Genomic DNA, 19590 nt, shown 5'->3' with positions numbered 1-19590 from the left:
ACTCTTGAGTAGTGAACTGATGTTAAAATATTAATGGATACGGTTTTTAGGAAGATACAAAACAAGAAGAACTTAAAAAATGTAAACTTTTATTAAATAAAGATTTAATAATCTTATAGAACCAAACTTTCCGAAAAAAAAAATCAATTTTGTAGATTGCGTTTATTTAAAGCCTATGGAAGACGTATACATTGTAATGTTGGTCGCATTATTTGCACTTGCAATCACAGACCTTGTGGTTGGAGTAAGTAACGATGCAATAAACTTTTTAAACTCCGCAATAGGTTCAAAGGCGGTTTCTATGCGGACTATCCTGATAGTGGCAAGTCTGGGAGTTGCGGTTGGGGCAATTTTCTCCAGTGGCCTGATGGAAGTAGCCAGGAAGGGAATTTTTGTTCCAGATCAGTTTTACTTTGAAGAGATCATGATCATTTTTATGGCGGTTATGATTACTGATGTTTTACTATTGGATTTCTTCAATTCTCTTGGTCTACCTACTTCTACGACTGTTTCCATAGTATTTGAGCTATTGGGTGCAGCTGTCAGTATGGCTATGATTAAAATCTATATGGAAACGGGTGATTACAGCCAGCTGACCTCCTATATCAATACGGCAAAAGCCACGGAAATCATTATTGGAATCCTCATGGCTGTGATTATTGCTTTTGCCTTGGGGGCGATTATTCAATATATCTCCAGGCTTATTTTCTCCTTTCAGTTTGAAAGAAAAATAAAGTATGTAGGCGCTTTATTTGGCGGGGGTTCCCTTACAGCAATTCTACATTTTATACTTATGAAAGGCCTTAAGGGGGTATCTTTCATTCCCGACACTTTTTTGGATTACCTCAACGATAATACTCTAATTATAATTGGGGTAAGCTTTGTAGTTTTCACCCTTCTTTCCCAGTTTATAATGAGTGTTCTTAAGATGGATATTTTAAGAGTTGTGATTGTAATCGGAACTTTTGCACTGGCTCTGGCCTTTGCAGGAAATGACCTGGTGAATTTTATTGGGGTTCCCATAGCCGCATGGCAATCTTTCGATATCTGGCAATCTGCTTACCAAGCTACAGGAGTGATGCCTTCCGACCTTCTGATGACAGAACTATCTGGGAGTGTCCCCACTCCGCAACTATTGCTTGTCATGGCAGGTTTGATTATGGTGGTCACTATTTGGTTTTCCGGTAAAGCTCGTACTGTGGTTGAAACCGGGGTTGATCTCGCAAGACAGGGAGACGGCTCTGAGCGCTTTGAACCTAATTTCCTCTCCCGTAGTATTGTTCGTTATTCCGTGGTTTTCGGTAATGCAATTTCGGTTATACTTCCGTTAAGATTAAAGAAAAAAATTGAATCAAAATTTGAAAAGTCTACAACTCATGTGAGAAGTAAAAGAGCTAATGCTCCGGCCTTTGATATGGTCAGAGCCTCAGTGAACCTTGTTGTGGCCAGTATTCTTATCTCTATTGGAACCAGTATGAAACTTCCACTCTCTACCACGTATGTCACTTTTATGGTAGCAATGGGGACATCTCTGGCGGATCGAGCCTGGGATCGTGAAAGTGCAGTTTACAGGGTGGCAGGTGTACTCAATGTGGTTGGTGGTTGGTTTGTTACTGCCCTGGTAGCTTTCAGTGCTGCAGCTATTTTTGTGGCAATTATATATTTTGGAGGAATGATTGCCCTTGCTCTGCTTATCATACTTGCTGTGGTTTTAGTGGTGAGAAGTACCATGATCCATTCGAAAAAAACCAGGGAGAAGGAAAGCCGGAAACGCTATAATAGGACGGATATAATTACCATAAATGAAATTACCGCGGAAAGCTCAGAAAACATCTCTAGTGTTATCGGGGGTGTAAATAAAATGTACACAAAAACCGTTGATAATCTGGGTTATCACGATCTTGGGAAATTAAAGAAAAATAGTAAAGCAATTAAAAAGCTGGAATCCGAGGTTGATGAGCTTAAAGGTAATATCTTCTACTTTATCAAGTCCCTGGATGAAGATTCGGTTGAAGCAAGTAAATTCTATATACTGATTCTTGATAACTTACAGGATATGGTACAGTCCATTGGGTTTATTACACGTAATTCCTATAATCATGTAAACAACAATCATAAAAACCTTAAGTTTAACCAAGTCAGGGACCTTAAAAAGGTAGATGAAAAAATGCAGGTTTTGTTCGACGATATCAAGGAAACTTTCGATAATCACGAATTTGGGAATATCGAGGAGATCCTCGCTGAAAAGCAACAATTATTGGATTATGTTTCCGAGTTGATACAGAAACAAATTAATCGTATCCGAACCTCTGAAACCAGTCCAAAGAATACAAAGCTATATTTTGGGTTATTGCTTGAAACAAAGGACCTGATAAGTTCTACGATGAGTTTACTTCAATTGTTTCAGGAGTTTAATAATGAGGCAAAGCGAACCTTGTAAATTTATCAGCCGTTAACTGCTTCTACATAATCTACCTTACCGCCAAGCATATCCCGTAACATAGTTTCGATACCGCTTTTTAGGGTCATGGTAGAGGAGGGGCAGCCACTGCAAGCTCCCTGGAGGATTACTTTTACGGTTTTACTTTGTGAATTGTAAGAATCGAAAAGAATATTTCCTCCATCACTGGCAACTGCCGGTTTAATGTATTCGTCCAATATAGCAATCACCTGTTGTGATGTGTCGTCCAGGCTGTCAAGATCAAGTTGGGGTTTCACTTTTTCTGTTCCGGTCATTTTATCAGTTTTGTCCAGACTTTCATCCGTAATCACCTCGTTTCCATCCTGAATGAAATTACGAATGAATTCCCTTAACTCCATGGTTATTTCATCCCAAGTTGCAATATCATACTTCTGAATAGAAACATAGTTCTCATCCATAAAGATCTCTTTTACGAAAGGGAAATAGAAGAGTTTTTGGGCTAATGGTGCATTTTTAGCCGCATCGATATTCTTAAATTCGGTTGCTTGGAGCACTAGTTTTTTATTGGCTACGAATTTCATTACTGCAGGATTTGGGGTGCTCTCAGCATAAACGGTAACGGGGACCGTTTTTTTCTCCTCTGTTTCTTCTTCAACCACCAGCCCTCCTTTGTTAAGGTAGTCCATAATCTGGCTGGCAACTTCTTCCTGCACATCACCCCATTCTACAATATCATATTTTTCAATTGCTATAAAATTTTGAGCGATATAAACAGTCTTTACAAATGGAAGGTAAAATAGTTGCTGTGCAAGAGGGGATTGCTTTGCCTCATCGATATTGTGAAATTCAAAACTCTTATGCCGGGTAAGAAATTTGTTGGCTTCAAATTTAATAATCCCGGGTTTATCTGTTTGTTGTATATTAATATGGAAATTGCTCATAGTAAAATTTTTGTGCAAAAGTAGTAAAGAAAACTTAGCTAATCGATATCTTTACTTTCCTTATGAGATTAGTTTTTCAATTAATTTTTTGTTTTTCAGAACTTTCCAATGGTGTCAGGCTAATTTTCGCCTCTAAAACACCTTTATTTATTTTGGTATTTTTAGGGTTTGGTGCTAATGCTCAGGAGGTAATTCCAACTTATTCTGATTACCTTACAGACAACCTTTATTTATTACACCCCTCCATGGCAGGTGCTGCCAATTCTAATCAAATAAGGCTTACGGCTAGGCAGCAATGGTTTGACGTAGATAATGCACCTAGCTTACAAACCCTTGCAGTAAATGCACGTACAGGAGAGCGTGTTGGGTTGGGAGGAATTCTGTTTAATGACCAGAATGGGAATTTTTCGAAAATCGGGGCTTACTTCACTTTTGCCTACCATCTTAGGTTTTCCCGGAGTGAATTTGACCTTAATCAATTATCATTTGGTTTAAATGCGGGTGTGATTCAGCATAGATTGGATCAGAGTAGCTTTACGGAGTTTGATCCCATTTTAGGAGGTGATGATCAGGCGGACATGTATGGAAATATGGATCTTGGCCTATCCTATTATTACCTTAATTTCTATGCTCACCTTGCAGCTAAAAATATTTTATCCGTTAAAAGAGAACTGTTTTATTCCGATGCCGTACCGAGCAACCAACGAAAGTATCTCTTTTCTAGTGGGTATGTTTTTGAAAGCGAGGGACCTTGGAGTTATGAGCCTTCATTGCTCTTTCAATTACGTGAACAAACAGCTGAAAAGAATATTGATATTAACATGAAGCTTTATCATGAAGTTGATTTTGGTCAGGTTTGGGGAGGTTTATCTTATCGAAACAGTTTTGAAGGTGCTGAGTATACCAGTCAGGGGCAGGAGGTTAAAACTCAACAATTACGGTATTTAACCCCGTTTTTAGGAATAGATTATAAACGCTTTGTATTTGGTTACACCTACACTCATCAATTTAATTCAATGGTATTAAGTAATAATGGATTTCATCAGCTAACCCTGGGGTATGACTTCGGTGAAAACCGAGGGCGATATGATTGCAAGTGTCCTGCAGTTAATTAAAAATCAAGCTGCGAAACCACGTAATTTCGTTGATTAGCCCCAATCAGAGAAGCAAGTACTTTTGGATTTGTATTACTGATAAATTCAGGAATGGGTGGAATTCCTATTTCAGGGGCGAGAAGATTATTTTGCTTTAGCACCATTTTCGTTTGTTTTGCCACGGCTACACCAGAATCAATTACCCTTACATCTTTAGGAAGAATTTCCTTTAATACAGGCACTAAATATGGATAATGGCTGCATCCTAAAACCAAATAATCTATCGATTGTTTCATCATTGGCTTTAGAAGTTTTATGAGTAAAGTTTTGGTAAGATGAGAGTCTTTTCTTCCGCTTTCTATAAGCTCTACCAGGCCATTGCCTTCTACCTCTATAATTTTTATGTCTTTGGAATATAATTCTGAAGCCTTATGGAAGAGTTCACTACTTAAAGTACCCTTGGTGGCTAAAATACCGATAGCTTTTGTCCTGGAATGTAAGGCAGCCGGTTTAATAGCGGGCTCTATTCCGATAAATGGAACCTTGTAAGTGCTTCTTAGTTCTTTAATAGCATTGGTTGTTGCCGTGTTACAGGCTACAACAATTGTTTTTGCTCCCATTCCCAGGAGCTTTTCAGTATTCTTTTTGCTAAGGCTAATAATTTCATCTATGGGTTTTTCCCCATATGGTGCATTTTTGCTATCGGCAAGATAGATCGTTTTTTCAAAAGGAAGAAGTTCGTGTATTTCTTTCCAAATGGAGGTACCGCCTACACCTGAATCAAAGATACCAATTGGTTGGGTTGAACTCATAATCACAAAAATAAAAACTGCGCCTCAATCGGGCGCAGTTTTATTCATTATTTGTTCTTGAATAGATACCGAGAATGAAATTACATTCCCAATTCCTTTTTCACATCGGCCATAAGGTCTTTTCCATCTGCAAGGATAACCCCAGTACCGGTAGTAGAGTCAAGTACATAATCGTAACCTTGAGCTCTGGCAACTTTTTGAATGGCTTCACGTGCCTTCTCAATTATGGGGCGAATAAGATCATTTTCCTTTTTCTGAAGATCCTGTCTTGCTTTCTGGCTATGCTCTTGGATTCGTCTTTCAGTAGCCTGAAGTTCAGTTGCACGTTTAGCATTCTCTTCTTCTGTTTGGGTTTCAGCTTCAGACTGGTAACGTTGCATCGTATTTTGTGCTTCGGTCAACATGTCTTTTATCTCAGCATCATATGTCTTTTCCAGCTTCTGTAGTTGATCCATGGCATTCTTGTATTCAGGCATGGATTCAACGAGTTCCTGAGTAGCGATGTGAGCTACTTTGGATTGCGCATTGGTAAAAGCGGTAGCACCAAGAGTTAAAGCTAAAGCTATAAAAAGTGTTTTGAATTGTTTCATTTTAAAGGGATATTAATTATTAAAGGTTAAATTTATTTAGTTTATCGTGTCTTTTTGGTTTCTGATTGCCTGAATAGAATCCTTTCTTCTTTGTCTTTCTTCAAGAATTCTTTTACGACGCTCCTCAAATTCTTTTTGCCTGGCTTCTTTTATAGAATCCCGCTGTCTTCTTCGTTCCTCAATTAGAGCTTCGCGTTCACTTTTATTTTCCTTAACGGCTTTTTCCTTCTCAGCAATTTCAGCATCCTCCTCTACGGTTCGATTCTCCTCTCTTTCAAATTGCTCGATTTCTTCTTTTGAATCTAATTGGCGACGGTTTGAGGCCCTGTTGATGCTTCTTAGGACCTGATCGCTTACATCCAATTGACGAGAGGCATAAATCATACCACTTTCCGAGGTGCGGTCAAAAACTATATCCAAATTTCTGTTTTCGGCAATTTCCTGAACAGCAGTAAATACCTGGTCCTGGATTGGCCGTACCAATTGTTTTTTCTGAATGATATAATCTCCGTTCGGTCCAAACCTTTTTTGTTCATATTCTGTAGCTTGTTCTACACGGTAGGCGATATCTTCTTCTCTTTCCTCAATAAGTTCTTTGGTTAGAAGCGGTTTTTCATTTTCAAGTTCTTCTTTTAAAGCTTGAATTTCTTTCCTGTTATTTTCAGCAACCTTTCGCCATTCTTTTACTCTAGTGTCTAGCTGGGAGGAGGCTTCCTGATATTCGGGGACATTTTCCAAAATATACTCCATATCCACATAACCAATTCGGAAGGACTTTTGGGCATTTACCCCAAAATTCCCGATGAGGATCATTAAAGATATAAGGAGAATTTTTTTCATATTACCGAATATAGAAAATATCATGCCAATTTAAAACTGTTGACCAATGATAAAATGCGTTTCCCAACCATTTGCTCCTGGATCTCCAACTATGGGGTCAAACCCATAGCCGAAATCAATACCTAATAAACCGAAGGCCGGCATGAAAATTCTTAGGCCTGCTCCTGCGGATCTGTTAAGCTGGAAGGGATTGTAATCTCTAAAATTGTCATAAGAGGCACCCGCTTCTAAAAATGTTAAAGCATAAATAGAGGCAGAAGGCTTTAAAGTAATGGGATATCTTAATTCAAGGGAATACTTATTGAAAATAGTAGCCCCGTCATCCGTCGATCCAGTAGGTCTGTCAATAGGCACTACCGATTGGTTGGGGTACCCTCTTAATTGAACGGTTTCCCTCCCGTCAAGGCTAAAGGCTCCAAGACCATCTCCTCCTAGGAAAAAGCGCTCAAATGGTGGAACTCCACGATCGTTATTATAAGCTCCAAGAAAACCGTATTCAGCATAAGTTCGTAGGACAAGCTTGTCATAGATTTGTGTAAACCATTCGCCGCTAAATTTTATCTTGTAGAACTCTAACCAGTTGAATTTCTCCTGGTCTATTTTTCCTTGATCCGGAACGGCATTTTCAGGTGTTACTCGTCCGCCATCACGATCAATAAGGTTCCCATTTTCATCTTCTAACTGGAATTCTCTCTGTTCACCAAGATTTGCATAATCTACATCATTCCATAGTGAATAGGGAGGTGTGAGTTTAGCAGTTAATTTAAATTTGGATCCTCCGGTAGGGAAAATCGGATTAACATAAGTATTGTCTCTGGTAAGTCCAAAAGTATAACTCAGGTTATTCGAATGGCCATCCCCGAAGGTAAAGAGGCCTGTATTGTAATTATTGAGATTATATCTTTGAAATCCTAAGGCATGAGAAACCGTAATATAGGGATCGGGCACAGTTAACCTTTTGGCTAAACCAACATTTACCCCAAGAATGTCAAAACTTCTGCTTTTATCTGCTCTACGAGTGAGATAATCAAACAGAAACTGCCTTGTAAAAGAGAAAGAAGTCTGAAGGCTAACCGGTTTTTTACCGCCGAGCCATGGTTCCATAAAACTAAGACTGTAAGTCTGGTAAAAAGTACTGGCTTGTGCTCTTAAAGAAAGTGATTGTCCATCGCCCATCGGAAGAGGTTTATATGCTTCTTTATCAAACAGACCCGATAATGCGAAATTATTAAAGGAAAGGCCTAGAGTTCCTATGAAACCTCCTCCTCCATATCCTCCCTGTAACTCTATTTGGCTTGCTCCTGCTTCAACTACAGAATATTCAAGATCCAGCGTACCAGTCTGGGGATTGGGGTCAACAAAATTAGGCTCGAGTTGTTCTGCATCAAAGAAGCCTAGCTGTCCTAATTCCCTAACCGTGGAAACAACATCTTCCTGGCTATATTTCTGTCCCGGTTTGGTTCTTAATTCCCGGTAAATCACATGATCTTTTGTCTTGTCATTTCCGGTGACTCTTATTTCATTGAAATAAGCTTCTTTACCTTCCATAATTCTTATTTCAAAATCTATGGTGTCATTATAAACATTGGTTTCAACAAGGTCGATATTAGAGAAAAGATAACCATTATTTTTATACAGATTGGAAAGATCCTGGGCATCTGGTCTGGTTTGATCCATAATGCGTTTGTCTAGTAATACACCATTGTATATATCACCTTTATTGATTCCGAGAACTCGCTGTAATTGATCGTCGGAATAAACTGAATTTCCTAAGAATTCTATATCACCAATATAGTATTGATCTCCCTCTTCAATTTGTAGATTAAGTGCTACGGATTCGTCATCTATTCTAATTAGGCTATCCGAAACAATCCGGGCATCCCGGTATCCGGTTTCTTTGTATTTATCGATAATAGATTGCTTGTCTTCCTGGTAATCTGCTTGTACGAATTTTGATCTCTTCCAGAATCTAAAGAAGTTTTTCTGTTTTGTGTTTTTCATGCTGCGTTTAAGCTTTGCATCTGAAAAATTTTCATTTCCGGCAAATTCGATTTCGTCAACTTTCACCCTGTCGCCTTTATTTACATCCACCACCATATTAACCAGGTTTGATTTAGTATCAGCGGTGTCTGGAACAGGCGTAGTATTCACGTAAACTTTTGCATTAAAATAGCCTTCTTTGCGATATTTACTTTCGACGTAATTCTTAGTAGTAGTGATAAGGTTCTCAGTTACTTTCGCACCTTCTCTAAGTTTATTTTCCTCAAGGAGTTCTTCTTTTTCCCGTTTTTTTAATCCCTGTATTCTTACTTTGGAAAGTTTGGGAACTTCCTGAATTTCAAGTTCGAGGTCGGCAACTCCATTTTCTACATTGGTGATGTAGAAGTTAATATCACTGAAAAGATCCAGCTTCCATAGTTTTTTTAGGACACCACTCAATTTATCTCCGGGAATATAAATTTCCTCTCCCTTTTGAAGACCGGTATAAGCAATTACGGTTTGTTCGTTATAACTGACGTTACCAGTTACTTTTATGTCTCCTAAAACGTATTTTTTACCGTCGGAAATTGGCAGGTCTTGAGCCTGGGTGGAGGTGCCTAAAAATATACAAAATGCTACTAGTGCAATAAACTTCTTCGTCATAAATGCGCTAACTGAGTTGCTCACTGGTTTTTCCAAATCTTCGTTCTCTATTTTGATAATTGTAAATGGCTTCAAAAAGATTTTCTTTTCTGAAATCCGGCCATAATAGTTCTGTAAAATATAACTCGGCATATGCGATCTGCCATAAAAGGAAGTTGCTTATGCGCTGCTCTCCACTTGTTCTTATCAGCAAATCTACATCTGGTAAATTTCGGGTGTAAAGATGCTGATTTATAACTGATTCATCAATAGCTTCAGCAGATATTTCGTTGTTTTTAACTTTCAGACTTATTTCTTTCACTACACTGGTTAGTTCTTCCCGCGAGCCGTAACTTAAGGCCAGGGTTAAGACCATGCGATTATTATCCTTGGTTTTTTCAATTACTTCCCGTAATTCGCGATATGCTTTTTTGGGGAGATTGCTTAAATTTCCAATGGCATTTAAACGGATATTATTTTCCTGAAGGGTAGTAATTTCTTTCCGGAGTGAAGAAACCAGAAGCTTCATTAAGGTTTGAACTTCCAGTTTAGGTCTGTTCCAGTTTTCAGTAGAGAAAGCATAAAGGGTAAGGTACTCTATACCTATCTCAGCAGCACCTTCCACGACGTCGCGTACTGCTTTGGTGCCTTGTTCGTGCCCTTTAATCCTTAAAAAACCCTGTTGTTTTGCCCAGCGACCATTACCATCCATAATTAAGGCAATATGGCCAGGTAGGTTTTTAAGGTTGATTTTTTCTCTGTAATCCATATTAAAAATTCCGATAACAAGGTCTTCGACCCCAGGAAAAGGTGAAGTTCACCCCCGTAAATACATACCAGTCGTTTGTATTTCGGTTTCCAAATTCAATTGGCGGATCCCGCCTGTCTAATAGTTCTTCGGGCCAACTACCATCAAGGTTGTCGGTGAATGTATAACGAGCTCCTATTTCAAAAGCCCCAACAATATGTTTGGTAATGCTCTCTTTGTAACCGATGACCATCGGGATTGCAAATGACCAGTTGGTGCCTTCGTTAACCAAATTTCCACCGCGACCATTCTTTAAATAAAGGTGATCTGCCTTAAAATAGGTTAGTCCGGTGTAAAGATAAGGCGAACTTTGCGGATGGCCCTGATGAAGGTCAAAATCCCAAAAATTAAATTCTACACCTAAGGATGCCTCTGCAATGTTATTGCTGAAAGAATAGCCTCTTTGAACTCTTCGATTTTCAGAAGATTTATTATCGTCTGCATTAATTTCAGCGAAAAGAAAGGATAATCTAAATGCATGTCTAGGGCTGCGGTTCCATTTTACAAGGCCACCAAATACCAGGGAATTGGGTAAAACATAATTAGTTCTACCTACATCACCTATGTAGTTAGCTCCTCCTAAAAATGGGCCTGCCTCAAAGGTTTGGGAATATGTGTTAGCCGAGTAAGCAAACATGATTACAAAAGCTATTAGGTACCTCATAGGTTTTCAAAAGTTTGCAAATATAACAATAATGTTTGCTCTACAATAATTTGAGCAGTTTTGTACATATTCATAAACAGTTTTTGAAAACTTTTATTGCTTAATTGCGTTTATCTTCACCCCATAAAAGTTTCTGACGTAGAGTATAAAGGAAGCTTTGTTCATTGAGTTCGACAATATTAATGGTGTAGGGTGCTTTGGTAATGGTTATTTTTGTGTCGTTCTCTAATGATGCGATTCGGGAATCCATAGAGAGTAAATGGGAGTCTTCCCTTCCTGAAACTCGCAGGGTAATCCTTGTGTTGTCCTTAATAACTAGCGGTCTGGCATTTAAATTATGTGGTGCGATAGGGGTAATTACAAGAGAATCTGTATTAGGAGTGATTACGGGACCACCACAACTTAAGGAGTATCCGGTAGAGCCGGTTGGGGTAGAAATAATTAACCCGTCTGCCCAATATGAGGTTAGATATTGGTCATCAAGCCAGGTGTCGACGGTAATCATTGAGGTGGTATTTTTTCGGCTAACGGCTATTTCGTTAAGAGCTACATTGTTGAATACAGGATCCTGAGTGCTGGGATGGCATTCGGTTTTTAATACACTCCTGGGGGAAATGCTGAAATTCCTGCTTAGTATGCTATGAATTGTACCTTTAATTTCCTCTTTTTGTATGGTGGCCAGAAAGCCCAGTCTTCCGGTGTTGATCCCTACAATTGGAATTTCCATATCTTTTACATAATTGATGGACTTTAAAATGGTTCCGTCTCCTCCTATGCAAAAAAAAAGGTCATATGACCTGTCTAATGAGGTGAAAGTTTCATAATTACTCCTTGATTCTGGGACTGTTTCATTCAGTTTAATTAATTGAAAGAACTTCTCCTCAATTATAACTTTTACATTTTCATTGTCCAGTAATTCTAAAAGCTGCCCGATATATTCTCCGGCATTGGTATGATAGAACTGTCCGTAGATGCCAATTTTCATATTAAATATTGAGGTATTTATCTAAGTATTTTGAGCGGTCTTTTAGGTTTTTGTTGAAACTGTCTTCCTGATGCTCGGAAACCACTTTGTACCCGTACCGCCGGAAGGCCTGAATGATTTCGTTGATGCCAGTGGGGCTGATTTTCAATGTGATTTGGGCAAGATCATTTTCAAATTTGGAGACAAAAACACCAAGAATATTGCCATTGTTGGACTCTGTAATCTGGCTCACTTCACTGAAGGAATAATCCTTAAATCCTTTTTCGAGGACAATGATATTTCCCGGTTCACTTAAAAAAGGTGTTTCATTAAAAATCGCGATAATCTCATTGAGCTCTACATAACCCAAATATTTATTTTCCTCATTTAACACAGGTAGAATATTGGTGTTATTTTGAGCAAAAGCATCCAGAATATCCAACCAATAACCGCTTTCCCTGACGAAGAATCCTTCCAGGGCATACTGATAATCTTCCAGTGTTTTATCTGCCTCAAAACATCGGATGTCATTTTCGGAAATACAACCCATGTAGATCCCATTGTTTTCTACCGGGAGATGGGAATAGGTGAGCTGATTGAACAAATTTTGGATCTCTCCAACTTTATCGGAGAAATGACAAATCGAGACATCGTTAATAATAAAATCTTCTATGTTCATAACCCTTGTCCTTATTTCTGCAAATTAATTAAAATAAAATTCATTAGGGCATTGGCAAGTTTGTATTTTTGTTAATCTAAAGCCAAAATGATGACCAAACTAAGCGTAAATATCAATAAAATTGCTACCCTAAGAAATGCACGCGGAGGGAATATTCCTAATGTATTGCAAACTGCTCTGGACATAGAGAAATTTGGAGCCCAAGGAATAACCGTTCATCCGAGACCCGATGAAAGACATATCCGTTACAGCGATGTAAGGGAGCTTAAACCAGTACTTAAAACAGAATTCAATATCGAAGGTAATCCCATTAATAAATTTATCGACCTCGTTCTAGAAGTGAAGCCTGCGCAGGTTACTTTGGTTCCTGATGCTGAAGATGCAATCACCTCTAATGCAGGCTTGGACACCTTGAAACATCTTGATTTTTTACGAGAAGTTATCTCGGAGTTTAAAAATAACGGCATACGTACTTCGATCTTTGTAGACCCAGAAGTTCATCAAATCGATGGAGCTGCAAAGACCGGGACTGATCGTATTGAATTGTATACCGAGGCCTATGCTCGGTCTTTTTCTGAAAATCACAGCGCAGGAGTAAAACCCTACGCAGAATGTGCTCGAAAAGCTCATGATCTTGGACTGGGTGTCAATGCAGGTCACGATCTTTCCCTTGATAATCTGAAATATTTTAACCAGGAAGTGTCCTTTCTTGATGAGGTTTCAATAGGGCATGCTTTAGTTTCCGAGGCTTTATATTTAGGCTTGGAAACCACAGTAAAAAGGTATCTTGAACTTTTAAAATAGGAGTCTTATCATGAAATTACATTCAAATATCATAGGGAAGGGGTCGCCATTTCTATTTTTGCACGGTTTTTTAGGGATGGGAGATAACTGGAAAACCCTCGGTGGCCAATTTGCCAAGGCAGGGTATCAGGTTCATCTGGTAGACCAAAGGAATCACGGGAAAAGTCCACATCACGATGACTTTGACTATCAAATAATGGCGGATGATATAGTGGCATATTGTAAGCAACATAAGCTCTCTGAGATTGTTTTACTTGGACATTCCATGGGTGGAAAAACCGCTATGATGGTAGCCGCACAAAACCCTGATTTGGTGAAGAAACTCATTGTAGTAGACATCGCTCCTAAATATTATCCACCTCATCACCAGCAAATTCTAGATGGATTAACTGCCCTGGAAGAAGCTCACCTGGGCTCCAGAAAAGAAGCAGAAAATCTCCTAAAGGAATTTATCTCGAACAAAGGTATCAGGTTGTTCTTACTAAAAAACCTGGAAAGGGAATCACAGGATAAGCTTAGTCTTAAACTCAATCTTTCCGCACTAAAAACAAATATCGAGAAAATAGGAGAAGCATTACCAAAGAAACACCAATATTCGGGGGAAACCTTATTTATCAAAGGGGAGCTTTCAGACTATATTACTTCAGAAGATGAGGCTACTATAAAAGAACAATTTCCAAAAGCAAAAATTACCAGTATTCCGGGAGCGGGTCACTGGGTGCACGCCGAGAATAGTGAATCTTTTTATGAGGCCGTGATGAATTTTCTTTAAATTCACTCCAAATATATTATGTATGCATAATAAATTGCTTTGATTCATTGCATACTTTCTAATTTGTTCTATTTTTGAAGAGACTATTTTATTAAATACCATTATTAATCCCAATTCAATTATGAAAAAACTATTATTTCTGTGCCTTTTTGCTTTGGCTGCATCCGTTACATATGCCGGAGGTTACCGGGTCAGTCTCCAGGGTCAGCGTTCTCTTGCAATGGGTCATACCGGTGTGGCTGTAGTGAACAATGCCGAACTCGCTTTCTTTAATCCAGCAGGCTTGGTTTATTTAGAAAATAAAATTAATATGGCCGTTGGGGCCAGTGCTGTATTCTCTGAAGTAGTATGGCAAAATGAACAATTTGGAGAAACTTATCGTACCGATAGCCCGGTAGGTACTCCTTTTTATGCTTATTTTTCTTACAGGATGAACGATTGGTTGAGTCTTGGCCTTGCGGCCTATACTCCGTATGGGAGTACGGTGGAGTGGCCTACTGATTGGTCAGGCTCACACCTGGTGAATAATATCGACCTAAAGGCCATTTATATTCAGGCGCTGGCCTCGGTGAAAATCAGTGATAATTTAAGTGTTGGCGGCGGCCCAATTTATGTCACAGGTGGAGTGAATTTTAACCGAAATCTGAACAGAACTTTAACCGATCTTGAGGGCAACCGGGCTAACGTTACTGTGGATGCAAGTGGTGTAAGTGCTTTTGGGTGGTCTGCCAGTGCAATGTATAAACCAACAGAAAGGTTGACCCTTGGTCTTAATTACCGCTCCGAGATAATAATGGATGCTGAAGATGGGGATGCGGATTTCCAAAATATCCCTAAGTCTTCTTTGACTCCTTTTGAAAATACTACTTTCGACGCTTCCCTGCCGCTTCCGGCTGAACTTTCGGTTGGAATTTCTTATCAATTACTCGATAAATGGTTGTTGGCTGTGGATTATAATAGGACATACTGGAGTGTATATAAATCCTTAGATATTGATTTTACAAATCCAAATATTCCTGATTCGCAAAATGCAAGGAATTATAAGGATGCGGCTACCTATCGATTCGGAATGCAGTATTTGGCCAATGAAATGTTTACCCTCAGGGTAGGTTATTACTATGATGAATCCCCGGTACAATCGGGCTATTTTGCTCCTGAAACTCCCCGAAATGATGCCCACGGTTTTACCGGTGGTCTTTCTGTGAATGTTAACGACAAATTGTCAATAGATGCCTCTTTCCTATATAATCGTTATAAGGAAGTAGATGAATCTTATGATTACTATAGTGAGGATGGACAAAGAGTGCCTTTTGAAGGTTCTTATAAAACTTCCGCTTTTATTCCTGGTCTTGGTTTAACTTATAAAATCTAATTGAATACAATGAAAAAATATTATAGATATATAGCAGTAGTAATGGCGGCAGGGATGTTGTCCTGTGAACCGGAGTTGGAAACCCCAGTCGATGAGTTGGGGACTTATAGCAATGGGGAAGCGGATTTTTCAAATTATGTAGCACTTGGAAACTCTTTAACCGCTGGTTATGCAGATGGGGCTTTGTATGTTACTGGTCAGAAAAATTCTTATCCTAATATAATGGCGCAACAATTTGCGCTTACCCAGGAAACTAATGAGTTCACGATACCATATGTGGAAGACAATACTGGTGGACTTTTATTTGGTGGCACTGTTATCGCAGAAAACCGTTTGGTTTTGGCTGTTGATGGAAACGGTAATCCTGGACCAGAACGTTATACAGGGAGCCAGCCTACAACAGATATCGTGAACACCCTTGAAGGACCATTCAGTAATATGGGTGTTCCTGGTGCTAAGAGCTATCATCTGGTGGCACCAGGTTATGGTAATACTGAAGGAGTTGCTGCTGGAATGGCAAATCCATATTTCGCCCGATTTGCTACATCTGGTTCTACTACAGTTCTGGCTGATGCAATGGCGATGAATCCTAGCTTTTTTTCCCTTTGGATTGGGAATAATGATGTGCTTGGCTACGCTACCTCGGGTGGAACAGGAGAAGATCAAACCAACAATACAGATCCTTCGACTTATGGCCCAAATGATATTACGGATGCTAATGTTTTTGCTTCGGTTTATTCAGGAATTGTGGAGACCTTAACTACAACCGCTACCGGTGGCGCACTGGTAAATATTCCAGATGTAACCTCGGCACCATATTTTACTACGGTACCAAACAATGCCTTAGTGCTGGACGCTGAAACTGCTGGGAACCTTACCGGATTTTTCCAGGCTGTTTCACAGGTTTTTGCAGGGGTTTTAATGCAACAAGGCGCATCCCAAGAACAGGCCATGGCCATGGCTAGTCAATATGCCTTAACCTTTAGTGAAGGTCCTAACCGATTTGTGATTGCTGTAGAACCTTCAGATATGAATCCTCTTGGTTTCCGTCAAATGACTGAAGAGGAATTATTGCTTTTGACTATAGACCAGGGAGCTTTAGCTCAGGGGTATGGTTCTGTGAAATTAACTCCGGAAGTAATGCAGGTCCTTGGTGTTCTTCAAAGTGGTGGACAGCCAACCCAAGAACAGGTAAATACGCTTTTTGATGCGGTTTCTGGAATAACTGATGCCGATGTGCTTGATGCCGGAGAAATTGAAAATATCAACAATGCTACTGCAGCCTATAATCAAGCTATTTCTGCAATTGCAGATGCCAATGGACTGGCTTTGCTGGATGCAAATTCTTTACTTAATGATATTTTTCAAAATGGTTATAATTTTGATGCTGGTACCGCGACTTCTACTTTTGCTACAGGTGGTGTCTTTTCATTGGACGGAATTCATTTAACCCCCAGGGGTAATGCAATAATAGCCAATGAGTTGATTAAAGAGATAAACAGTACCTATAAATCATCGGTTCCTGTGGTTAATATAGGTAACTATCCAACTATTACACTTAATGATGAGGTGAATTAAAAAACTCTCTTTATCGATATTTTCTTTAAACGCCGGATAGTCCGGCGTTTTTTGCATATTTGTAAAACTAACATCATAAGCTATGAACTTCATTTTAAGAATTTTACTTACCGCTCTGGCCGTTGTTATACTGGCTAAATTCTTACCTGGCGTAACTGTCGCCGGCTACCTAACAGCAATCATTGTGGCTATCGTTTTGGCAATTTTAAATTTGTTGGTTAAGCCTATTTTAGTGCTTTTTACATTACCGGTGACCATTCTCACTCTTGGACTTTTTCTCTTGGTTATAAATGCGATTATCATACTTCTGGCTGATGCTTTCGTGGGTGGGTTTGAAGTGAATGGATTTTTTATCGCCATCCTTTTTAGTCTGCTTTTATCACTATTTCAATCCATCTTGTTTTCCCTACTTGGGAAAGATTAGAATTAGGCTGAAATTCAATATTTTGAAACTTTGCGGGCTTGGGAAAAAAGTGTAATTTTGCACTCCAATTTTTATAACAAGTCAAGATGAATATTACCAGAGAGAATATTGATGAGCTTAATGCGGTAGTGAAAGTTGATATCGCAAAGGAAGACTATGCCCCTAAAGTAGAGAAAATACTAAAAGATTACCGTAAAAACGCCAATATACCCGGTTTTAGAAAAGGCCATGTTCCAATGGGAATGGTGAAAAAACAGTACGGACAGGCAGTTTTGGTAGATGAGGTGAACAAACTTCTACAGGATGCCCTTAATAAATATCTTACGGAGGAAAAACTTGATGTTTTAGGGAACCCTATCCCAAAAGAGCAGGAAGACTTCGATTGGAATAAGGAGGAATACAGTTTTGAATTCGAACTTGGATTAGCCCCAGAATTTGAGGTAAATCTTGATCTTGAAAAGCCGGTTACCAACTATAACATTGTTGCCGATGAAAAAATGGTCAATAATCAGATCGAATCTATTCAGAAACAATATGGAAAACTTATCTCCAAAAATGAAGTTGATGATCAGGCCGATATTGTTGCCGGAACTTTCAAAAATGAGGAGGAAGGAATTCAGAAAGAGGCTTCTGTGGAATTGGAAAAGATTAACGGGAAAAAGAATCTTGATAAATTCATGGGCGCCAAGGCTGGAGATACCCTTACCCTGAAAACCAAAAATCTTTTCAAGGATGACCACCAGTTAATTGAGCTTCTTGGTATAGAACACGATAAAGCTCATGATCTCGATATCGAGGTTGATTTTACCGTTTCTGAAGTAAACAAAAGAGAGTTGGCCGATCTTGACCAGGAACTTTTTGATAAGCTTTTTGGGAAAGATCAGGTGAAATCCGTAACTGAACTCAAGGATAAGATCAAGGAAGATGCTGCCAAGCAGTTTAAACAGCAAAGTGATCAACAGTTGATGAATGATGTCACTGAAACTTTGATTGAAGAAACAAAATTTGAGCTTCCAAAAGAATTTCTTCAGAAATGGATTCGTACAGTGGGAGAAAAACCTCTTACAGAAGAGGAAGCTGTAGAAGAATATGAAAAGAGTGAAAAAGGGCTGCGTTACCAGTTAATTGAAGGAAAGATCATAAAAGATAATAACCTTGAGGTCAATTTTGAAGATCTGAAGGCCTTTTCTCATGAAAAGATCAAACAACAAATGGCCCAATTCGGTCAAATGAATCCTTCAGAAAAGGAACTTGATGATATCGCGGCAAGAATCCTTTCAAATCAGGATGAAGTTAAGCGTTTATCAGAACAGTTGATGAATGAAAAACTTCTGGATTTTTACAAGGAAAATATGAAATTTGAGGAGAAAGAAGTGACTTATGATGAATTTGTGAAAGAGATCTATCAATAAGAAATTTCAGAATTTTATACCTATCTTTAAGGCGTTAAACCGTTTGGAATAACGCCTTTTTGGGTTAGAAAACCCCTCTTTTTAACACGAGAAAAAAGTATAGTAATGGACTACGGAAAAGAATTTGAAAAATACGCCACCAAACACCACGGCATAAATAGTAATTATTACGCTAAGATCGTAAGCAGTATGAACCCATTAGGGATGACGCCCAATATTATTGAGGAGCGCCAGATGAATGCGGTGGCTATGGATGTTTTTTCACGACTTATGATGGATCGCATTATATTTTTAGGAACCGGAATAAGTGATCAGGTGGCTAATATAGTACAGGCGCAGATGTTGTTTTTGGAAAGTACAGATGCTTCTAAGGATATTCAAATATATATCAATTCACCAGGAGGGAGTGTTTACGCGGGACTTGGAATTTACGATACCATGCAATTTATTAAGCCTGATGTGGCAACGATATGCACGGGAATGGCGGCTTCAATGGGTGCAGTGCTTTTATGTGCTGGAGAGAAAAACAAACGAAGCGGCTTGCCACACTCCAGGGTAATGATTCATCAACCTCTTGGAGGCGCCCAGGGTCAGGCTAGTGATATCGAGATTACCGCAAGGGAGATTTTAACTCTAAAAAAAGAGTTATACCAGATTATTGCTAAGCATTCAGGACAGACTTATGAGAAGATTGAGGAAGATAGTGATCGTGATTACTGGATGAAAGCTGAAAAAGCACTGGAATATGGAATGATAGACGAGATACTAACGAGAGAAGGAAAATAATTTAAG

General features: G+C 39.0%; 18 protein-coding genes. 9 read left to right on the top strand and 9 right to left on the bottom strand.

The window, feature by feature from the left end:
• The first annotated feature begins 175 nt into the window (after nt 1-175).
• Entirely contained in the window at nt 176-2440 is a 2265-nt protein-coding gene (locus ACW6NC_RS01290; RefSeq protein WP_457863257.1) for an anion permease, read from the top strand.
• A gap of 5 nt (nt 2441-2445) precedes the next feature.
• On the opposite strand, the gene ACW6NC_RS01285 is transcribed toward ACW6NC_RS01290, so the two are convergent.
• Nucleotides 2446-3363, bottom strand: coding sequence for a NifU family protein (locus ACW6NC_RS01285; RefSeq protein WP_457863255.1), 918 nt, complete (start codon nt 3361-3363; stop codon nt 2446-2448).
• Nucleotides 3364-3425: 62 nt separating this feature from the next.
• Here ACW6NC_RS01285 and ACW6NC_RS01280 point away from each other — a divergent pair, with 62 nt between their 5' ends.
• Nucleotides 3426-4478, top strand: coding sequence for a PorP/SprF family type IX secretion system membrane protein (locus tag ACW6NC_RS01280; RefSeq protein ID WP_457863253.1), 1053 nt, complete (start codon nt 3426-3428; stop codon nt 4476-4478).
• Here the strand turns inward: ACW6NC_RS01280 and murI are convergent.
• The 8 genes from murI to ACW6NC_RS01240 form a co-directional block, all read right to left on the bottom strand.
• Complete coding sequence (gene murI / locus ACW6NC_RS01275) at nt 4475-5269, bottom strand: glutamate racemase (RefSeq protein WP_457863251.1); 795 nt, start codon at nt 5267-5269, stop codon at nt 4475-4477. The genes ACW6NC_RS01280 and murI overlap by 4 nt on opposite strands.
• An 80-nt stretch (nt 5270-5349) precedes the next feature.
• Nucleotides 5350-5859 (bottom strand): OmpH family outer membrane protein, encoded by a 510-nt coding sequence (locus ACW6NC_RS01270; protein ID WP_457863249.1) that lies wholly within the window; start codon nt 5857-5859, stop codon nt 5350-5352.
• A 36-nt stretch (nt 5860-5895) separates the two neighbouring features.
• Complete coding sequence (locus ACW6NC_RS01265; RefSeq protein ID WP_457863247.1) at nt 5896-6699, bottom strand: OmpH family outer membrane protein; 804 nt, start codon at nt 6697-6699, stop codon at nt 5896-5898.
• Between the two features lie 30 nt (nt 6700-6729).
• A complete protein-coding gene (locus tag ACW6NC_RS01260; RefSeq protein ID WP_457863664.1) occupies nt 6730-9342 on the bottom strand; it encodes a BamA/OMP85 family outer membrane protein in 2613 nt (870 codons plus the stop codon).
• A 7-nt stretch (nt 9343-9349) separates the two neighbouring features.
• The gene (locus ACW6NC_RS01255) at nt 9350-10090 is read right to left on the bottom strand and encodes an isoprenyl transferase (RefSeq protein WP_457863245.1); all 741 of its coding nucleotides are present in this window, start codon (nt 10088-10090) and stop codon (nt 9350-9352) included.
• A 1-nt stretch (nt 10091) separates the two neighbouring features.
• Nucleotides 10092-10793 carry a type IX secretion system protein PorG gene (gene porG, locus ACW6NC_RS01250; protein ID WP_457863243.1) on the bottom strand — a complete coding sequence of 234 codons (702 nt, stop codon included), beginning with the start codon at nt 10791-10793 and terminating at the stop codon, nt 10092-10094.
• 100 nt (nt 10794-10893) lie between these two features.
• Nucleotides 10894-11778, bottom strand: a complete 885-nt coding sequence (locus ACW6NC_RS01245) for an NAD kinase (protein ID WP_457863241.1) — start codon at nt 11776-11778, stop codon at nt 10894-10896.
• A gap of 1 nt (nt 11779) precedes the next feature.
• The gene (locus ACW6NC_RS01240; protein WP_457863239.1) at nt 11780-12436 is read right to left on the bottom strand and encodes a CBS domain-containing protein; all 657 of its coding nucleotides are present in this window, start codon (nt 12434-12436) and stop codon (nt 11780-11782) included.
• A gap of 90 nt (nt 12437-12526) precedes the next feature.
• Between ACW6NC_RS01240 and ACW6NC_RS01235 the strand changes: the two genes are divergently transcribed.
• From ACW6NC_RS01235 to clpP, 7 genes are all read left to right on the top strand, one after another.
• On the top strand, nt 12527-13240 hold the full coding sequence (locus tag ACW6NC_RS01235) for a pyridoxine 5'-phosphate synthase (RefSeq protein WP_457863663.1): 714 nt from the start codon (nt 12527-12529) through the stop codon (nt 13238-13240).
• A 10-nt stretch (nt 13241-13250) separates the two neighbouring features.
• Nucleotides 13251-14012, top strand: coding sequence for an alpha/beta fold hydrolase (locus ACW6NC_RS01230; RefSeq protein WP_457863237.1), 762 nt, complete (start codon nt 13251-13253; stop codon nt 14010-14012).
• Between the two features lie 121 nt (nt 14013-14133).
• The gene (locus ACW6NC_RS01225) at nt 14134-15384 is read left to right on the top strand and encodes an OmpP1/FadL family transporter (protein WP_457863235.1); all 1251 of its coding nucleotides are present in this window, start codon (nt 14134-14136) and stop codon (nt 15382-15384) included.
• Nucleotides 15385-15393: 9 nt separating this feature from the next.
• The gene (locus tag ACW6NC_RS01220) at nt 15394-16962 is read left to right on the top strand and encodes a G-D-S-L family lipolytic protein (protein ID WP_457863233.1); all 1569 of its coding nucleotides are present in this window, start codon (nt 15394-15396) and stop codon (nt 16960-16962) included.
• A gap of 82 nt (nt 16963-17044) precedes the next feature.
• Nucleotides 17045-17386 (top strand): phage holin family protein, encoded by a 342-nt coding sequence (locus ACW6NC_RS01215; RefSeq protein WP_457863231.1) that lies wholly within the window; start codon nt 17045-17047, stop codon nt 17384-17386.
• Nucleotides 17387-17472: 86 nt separating this feature from the next.
• Nucleotides 17473-18798 (top strand): trigger factor, encoded by a 1326-nt coding sequence (gene tig, locus ACW6NC_RS01210; RefSeq protein WP_457863229.1) that lies wholly within the window; start codon nt 17473-17475, stop codon nt 18796-18798.
• 105 nt (nt 18799-18903) lie between these two features.
• Nucleotides 18904-19584 (top strand): ATP-dependent Clp endopeptidase proteolytic subunit ClpP, encoded by a 681-nt coding sequence (gene clpP, locus ACW6NC_RS01205; protein WP_457863227.1) that lies wholly within the window; start codon nt 18904-18906, stop codon nt 19582-19584.
• Nucleotides 19585-19590: the final 6 nt, after the last annotated feature.

Source organism: Salegentibacter profundi (assembly GCF_054121475.1).
The sequence above is the reverse complement of the archived record's forward strand: the minus strand, read 5'-3'. Positions and strand labels throughout refer to the sequence as shown.

Coding starts and splice junctions, on each gene's coding strand:
- ACW6NC_RS01290 (WP_457863257.1), top strand. CDS start 176: ATGGAAGACGTATACATTGTAATGTTGGTCGCATTATTTGCACTTGCA.
- ACW6NC_RS01285 (WP_457863255.1), bottom strand. CDS start 3,363: ATGAGCAATTTCCATATTAATATACAACAAACAGATAAACCCGGGATT.
- ACW6NC_RS01280 (WP_457863253.1), top strand. CDS start 3,426: ATGAGATTAGTTTTTCAATTAATTTTTTGTTTTTCAGAACTTTCCAAT.
- murI (WP_457863251.1), bottom strand. CDS start 5,269: ATGAGTTCAACCCAACCAATTGGTATCTTTGATTCAGGTGTAGGCGGT.
- ACW6NC_RS01270 (WP_457863249.1), bottom strand. CDS start 5,859: ATGAAACAATTCAAAACACTTTTTATAGCTTTAGCTTTAACTCTTGGT.
- ACW6NC_RS01265 (WP_457863247.1), bottom strand. CDS start 6,699: ATGAAAAAAATTCTCCTTATATCTTTAATGATCCTCATCGGGAATTTT.
- ACW6NC_RS01260 (WP_457863664.1), bottom strand. CDS start 9,342: ATGACGAAGAAGTTTATTGCACTAGTAGCATTTTGTATATTTTTAGGC.
- ACW6NC_RS01255 (WP_457863245.1), bottom strand. CDS start 10,090: ATGGATTACAGAGAAAAAATCAACCTTAAAAACCTACCTGGCCATATT.
- porG (WP_457863243.1), bottom strand. CDS start 10,793: ATGAGGTACCTAATAGCTTTTGTAATCATGTTTGCTTACTCGGCTAAC.
- ACW6NC_RS01245 (WP_457863241.1), bottom strand. CDS start 11,778: ATGAAAATTGGCATCTACGGACAGTTCTATCATACCAATGCCGGAGAA.
- ACW6NC_RS01240 (WP_457863239.1), bottom strand. CDS start 12,436: ATGAACATAGAAGATTTTATTATTAACGATGTCTCGATTTGTCATTTC.
- ACW6NC_RS01235 (WP_457863663.1), top strand. CDS start 12,527: ATGACCAAACTAAGCGTAAATATCAATAAAATTGCTACCCTAAGAAAT.
- ACW6NC_RS01230 (WP_457863237.1), top strand. CDS start 13,251: ATGAAATTACATTCAAATATCATAGGGAAGGGGTCGCCATTTCTATTT.
- ACW6NC_RS01225 (WP_457863235.1), top strand. CDS start 14,134: ATGAAAAAACTATTATTTCTGTGCCTTTTTGCTTTGGCTGCATCCGTT.
- ACW6NC_RS01220 (WP_457863233.1), top strand. CDS start 15,394: ATGAAAAAATATTATAGATATATAGCAGTAGTAATGGCGGCAGGGATG.
- ACW6NC_RS01215 (WP_457863231.1), top strand. CDS start 17,045: ATGAACTTCATTTTAAGAATTTTACTTACCGCTCTGGCCGTTGTTATA.
- tig (WP_457863229.1), top strand. CDS start 17,473: ATGAATATTACCAGAGAGAATATTGATGAGCTTAATGCGGTAGTGAAA.
- clpP (WP_457863227.1), top strand. CDS start 18,904: ATGGACTACGGAAAAGAATTTGAAAAATACGCCACCAAACACCACGGC.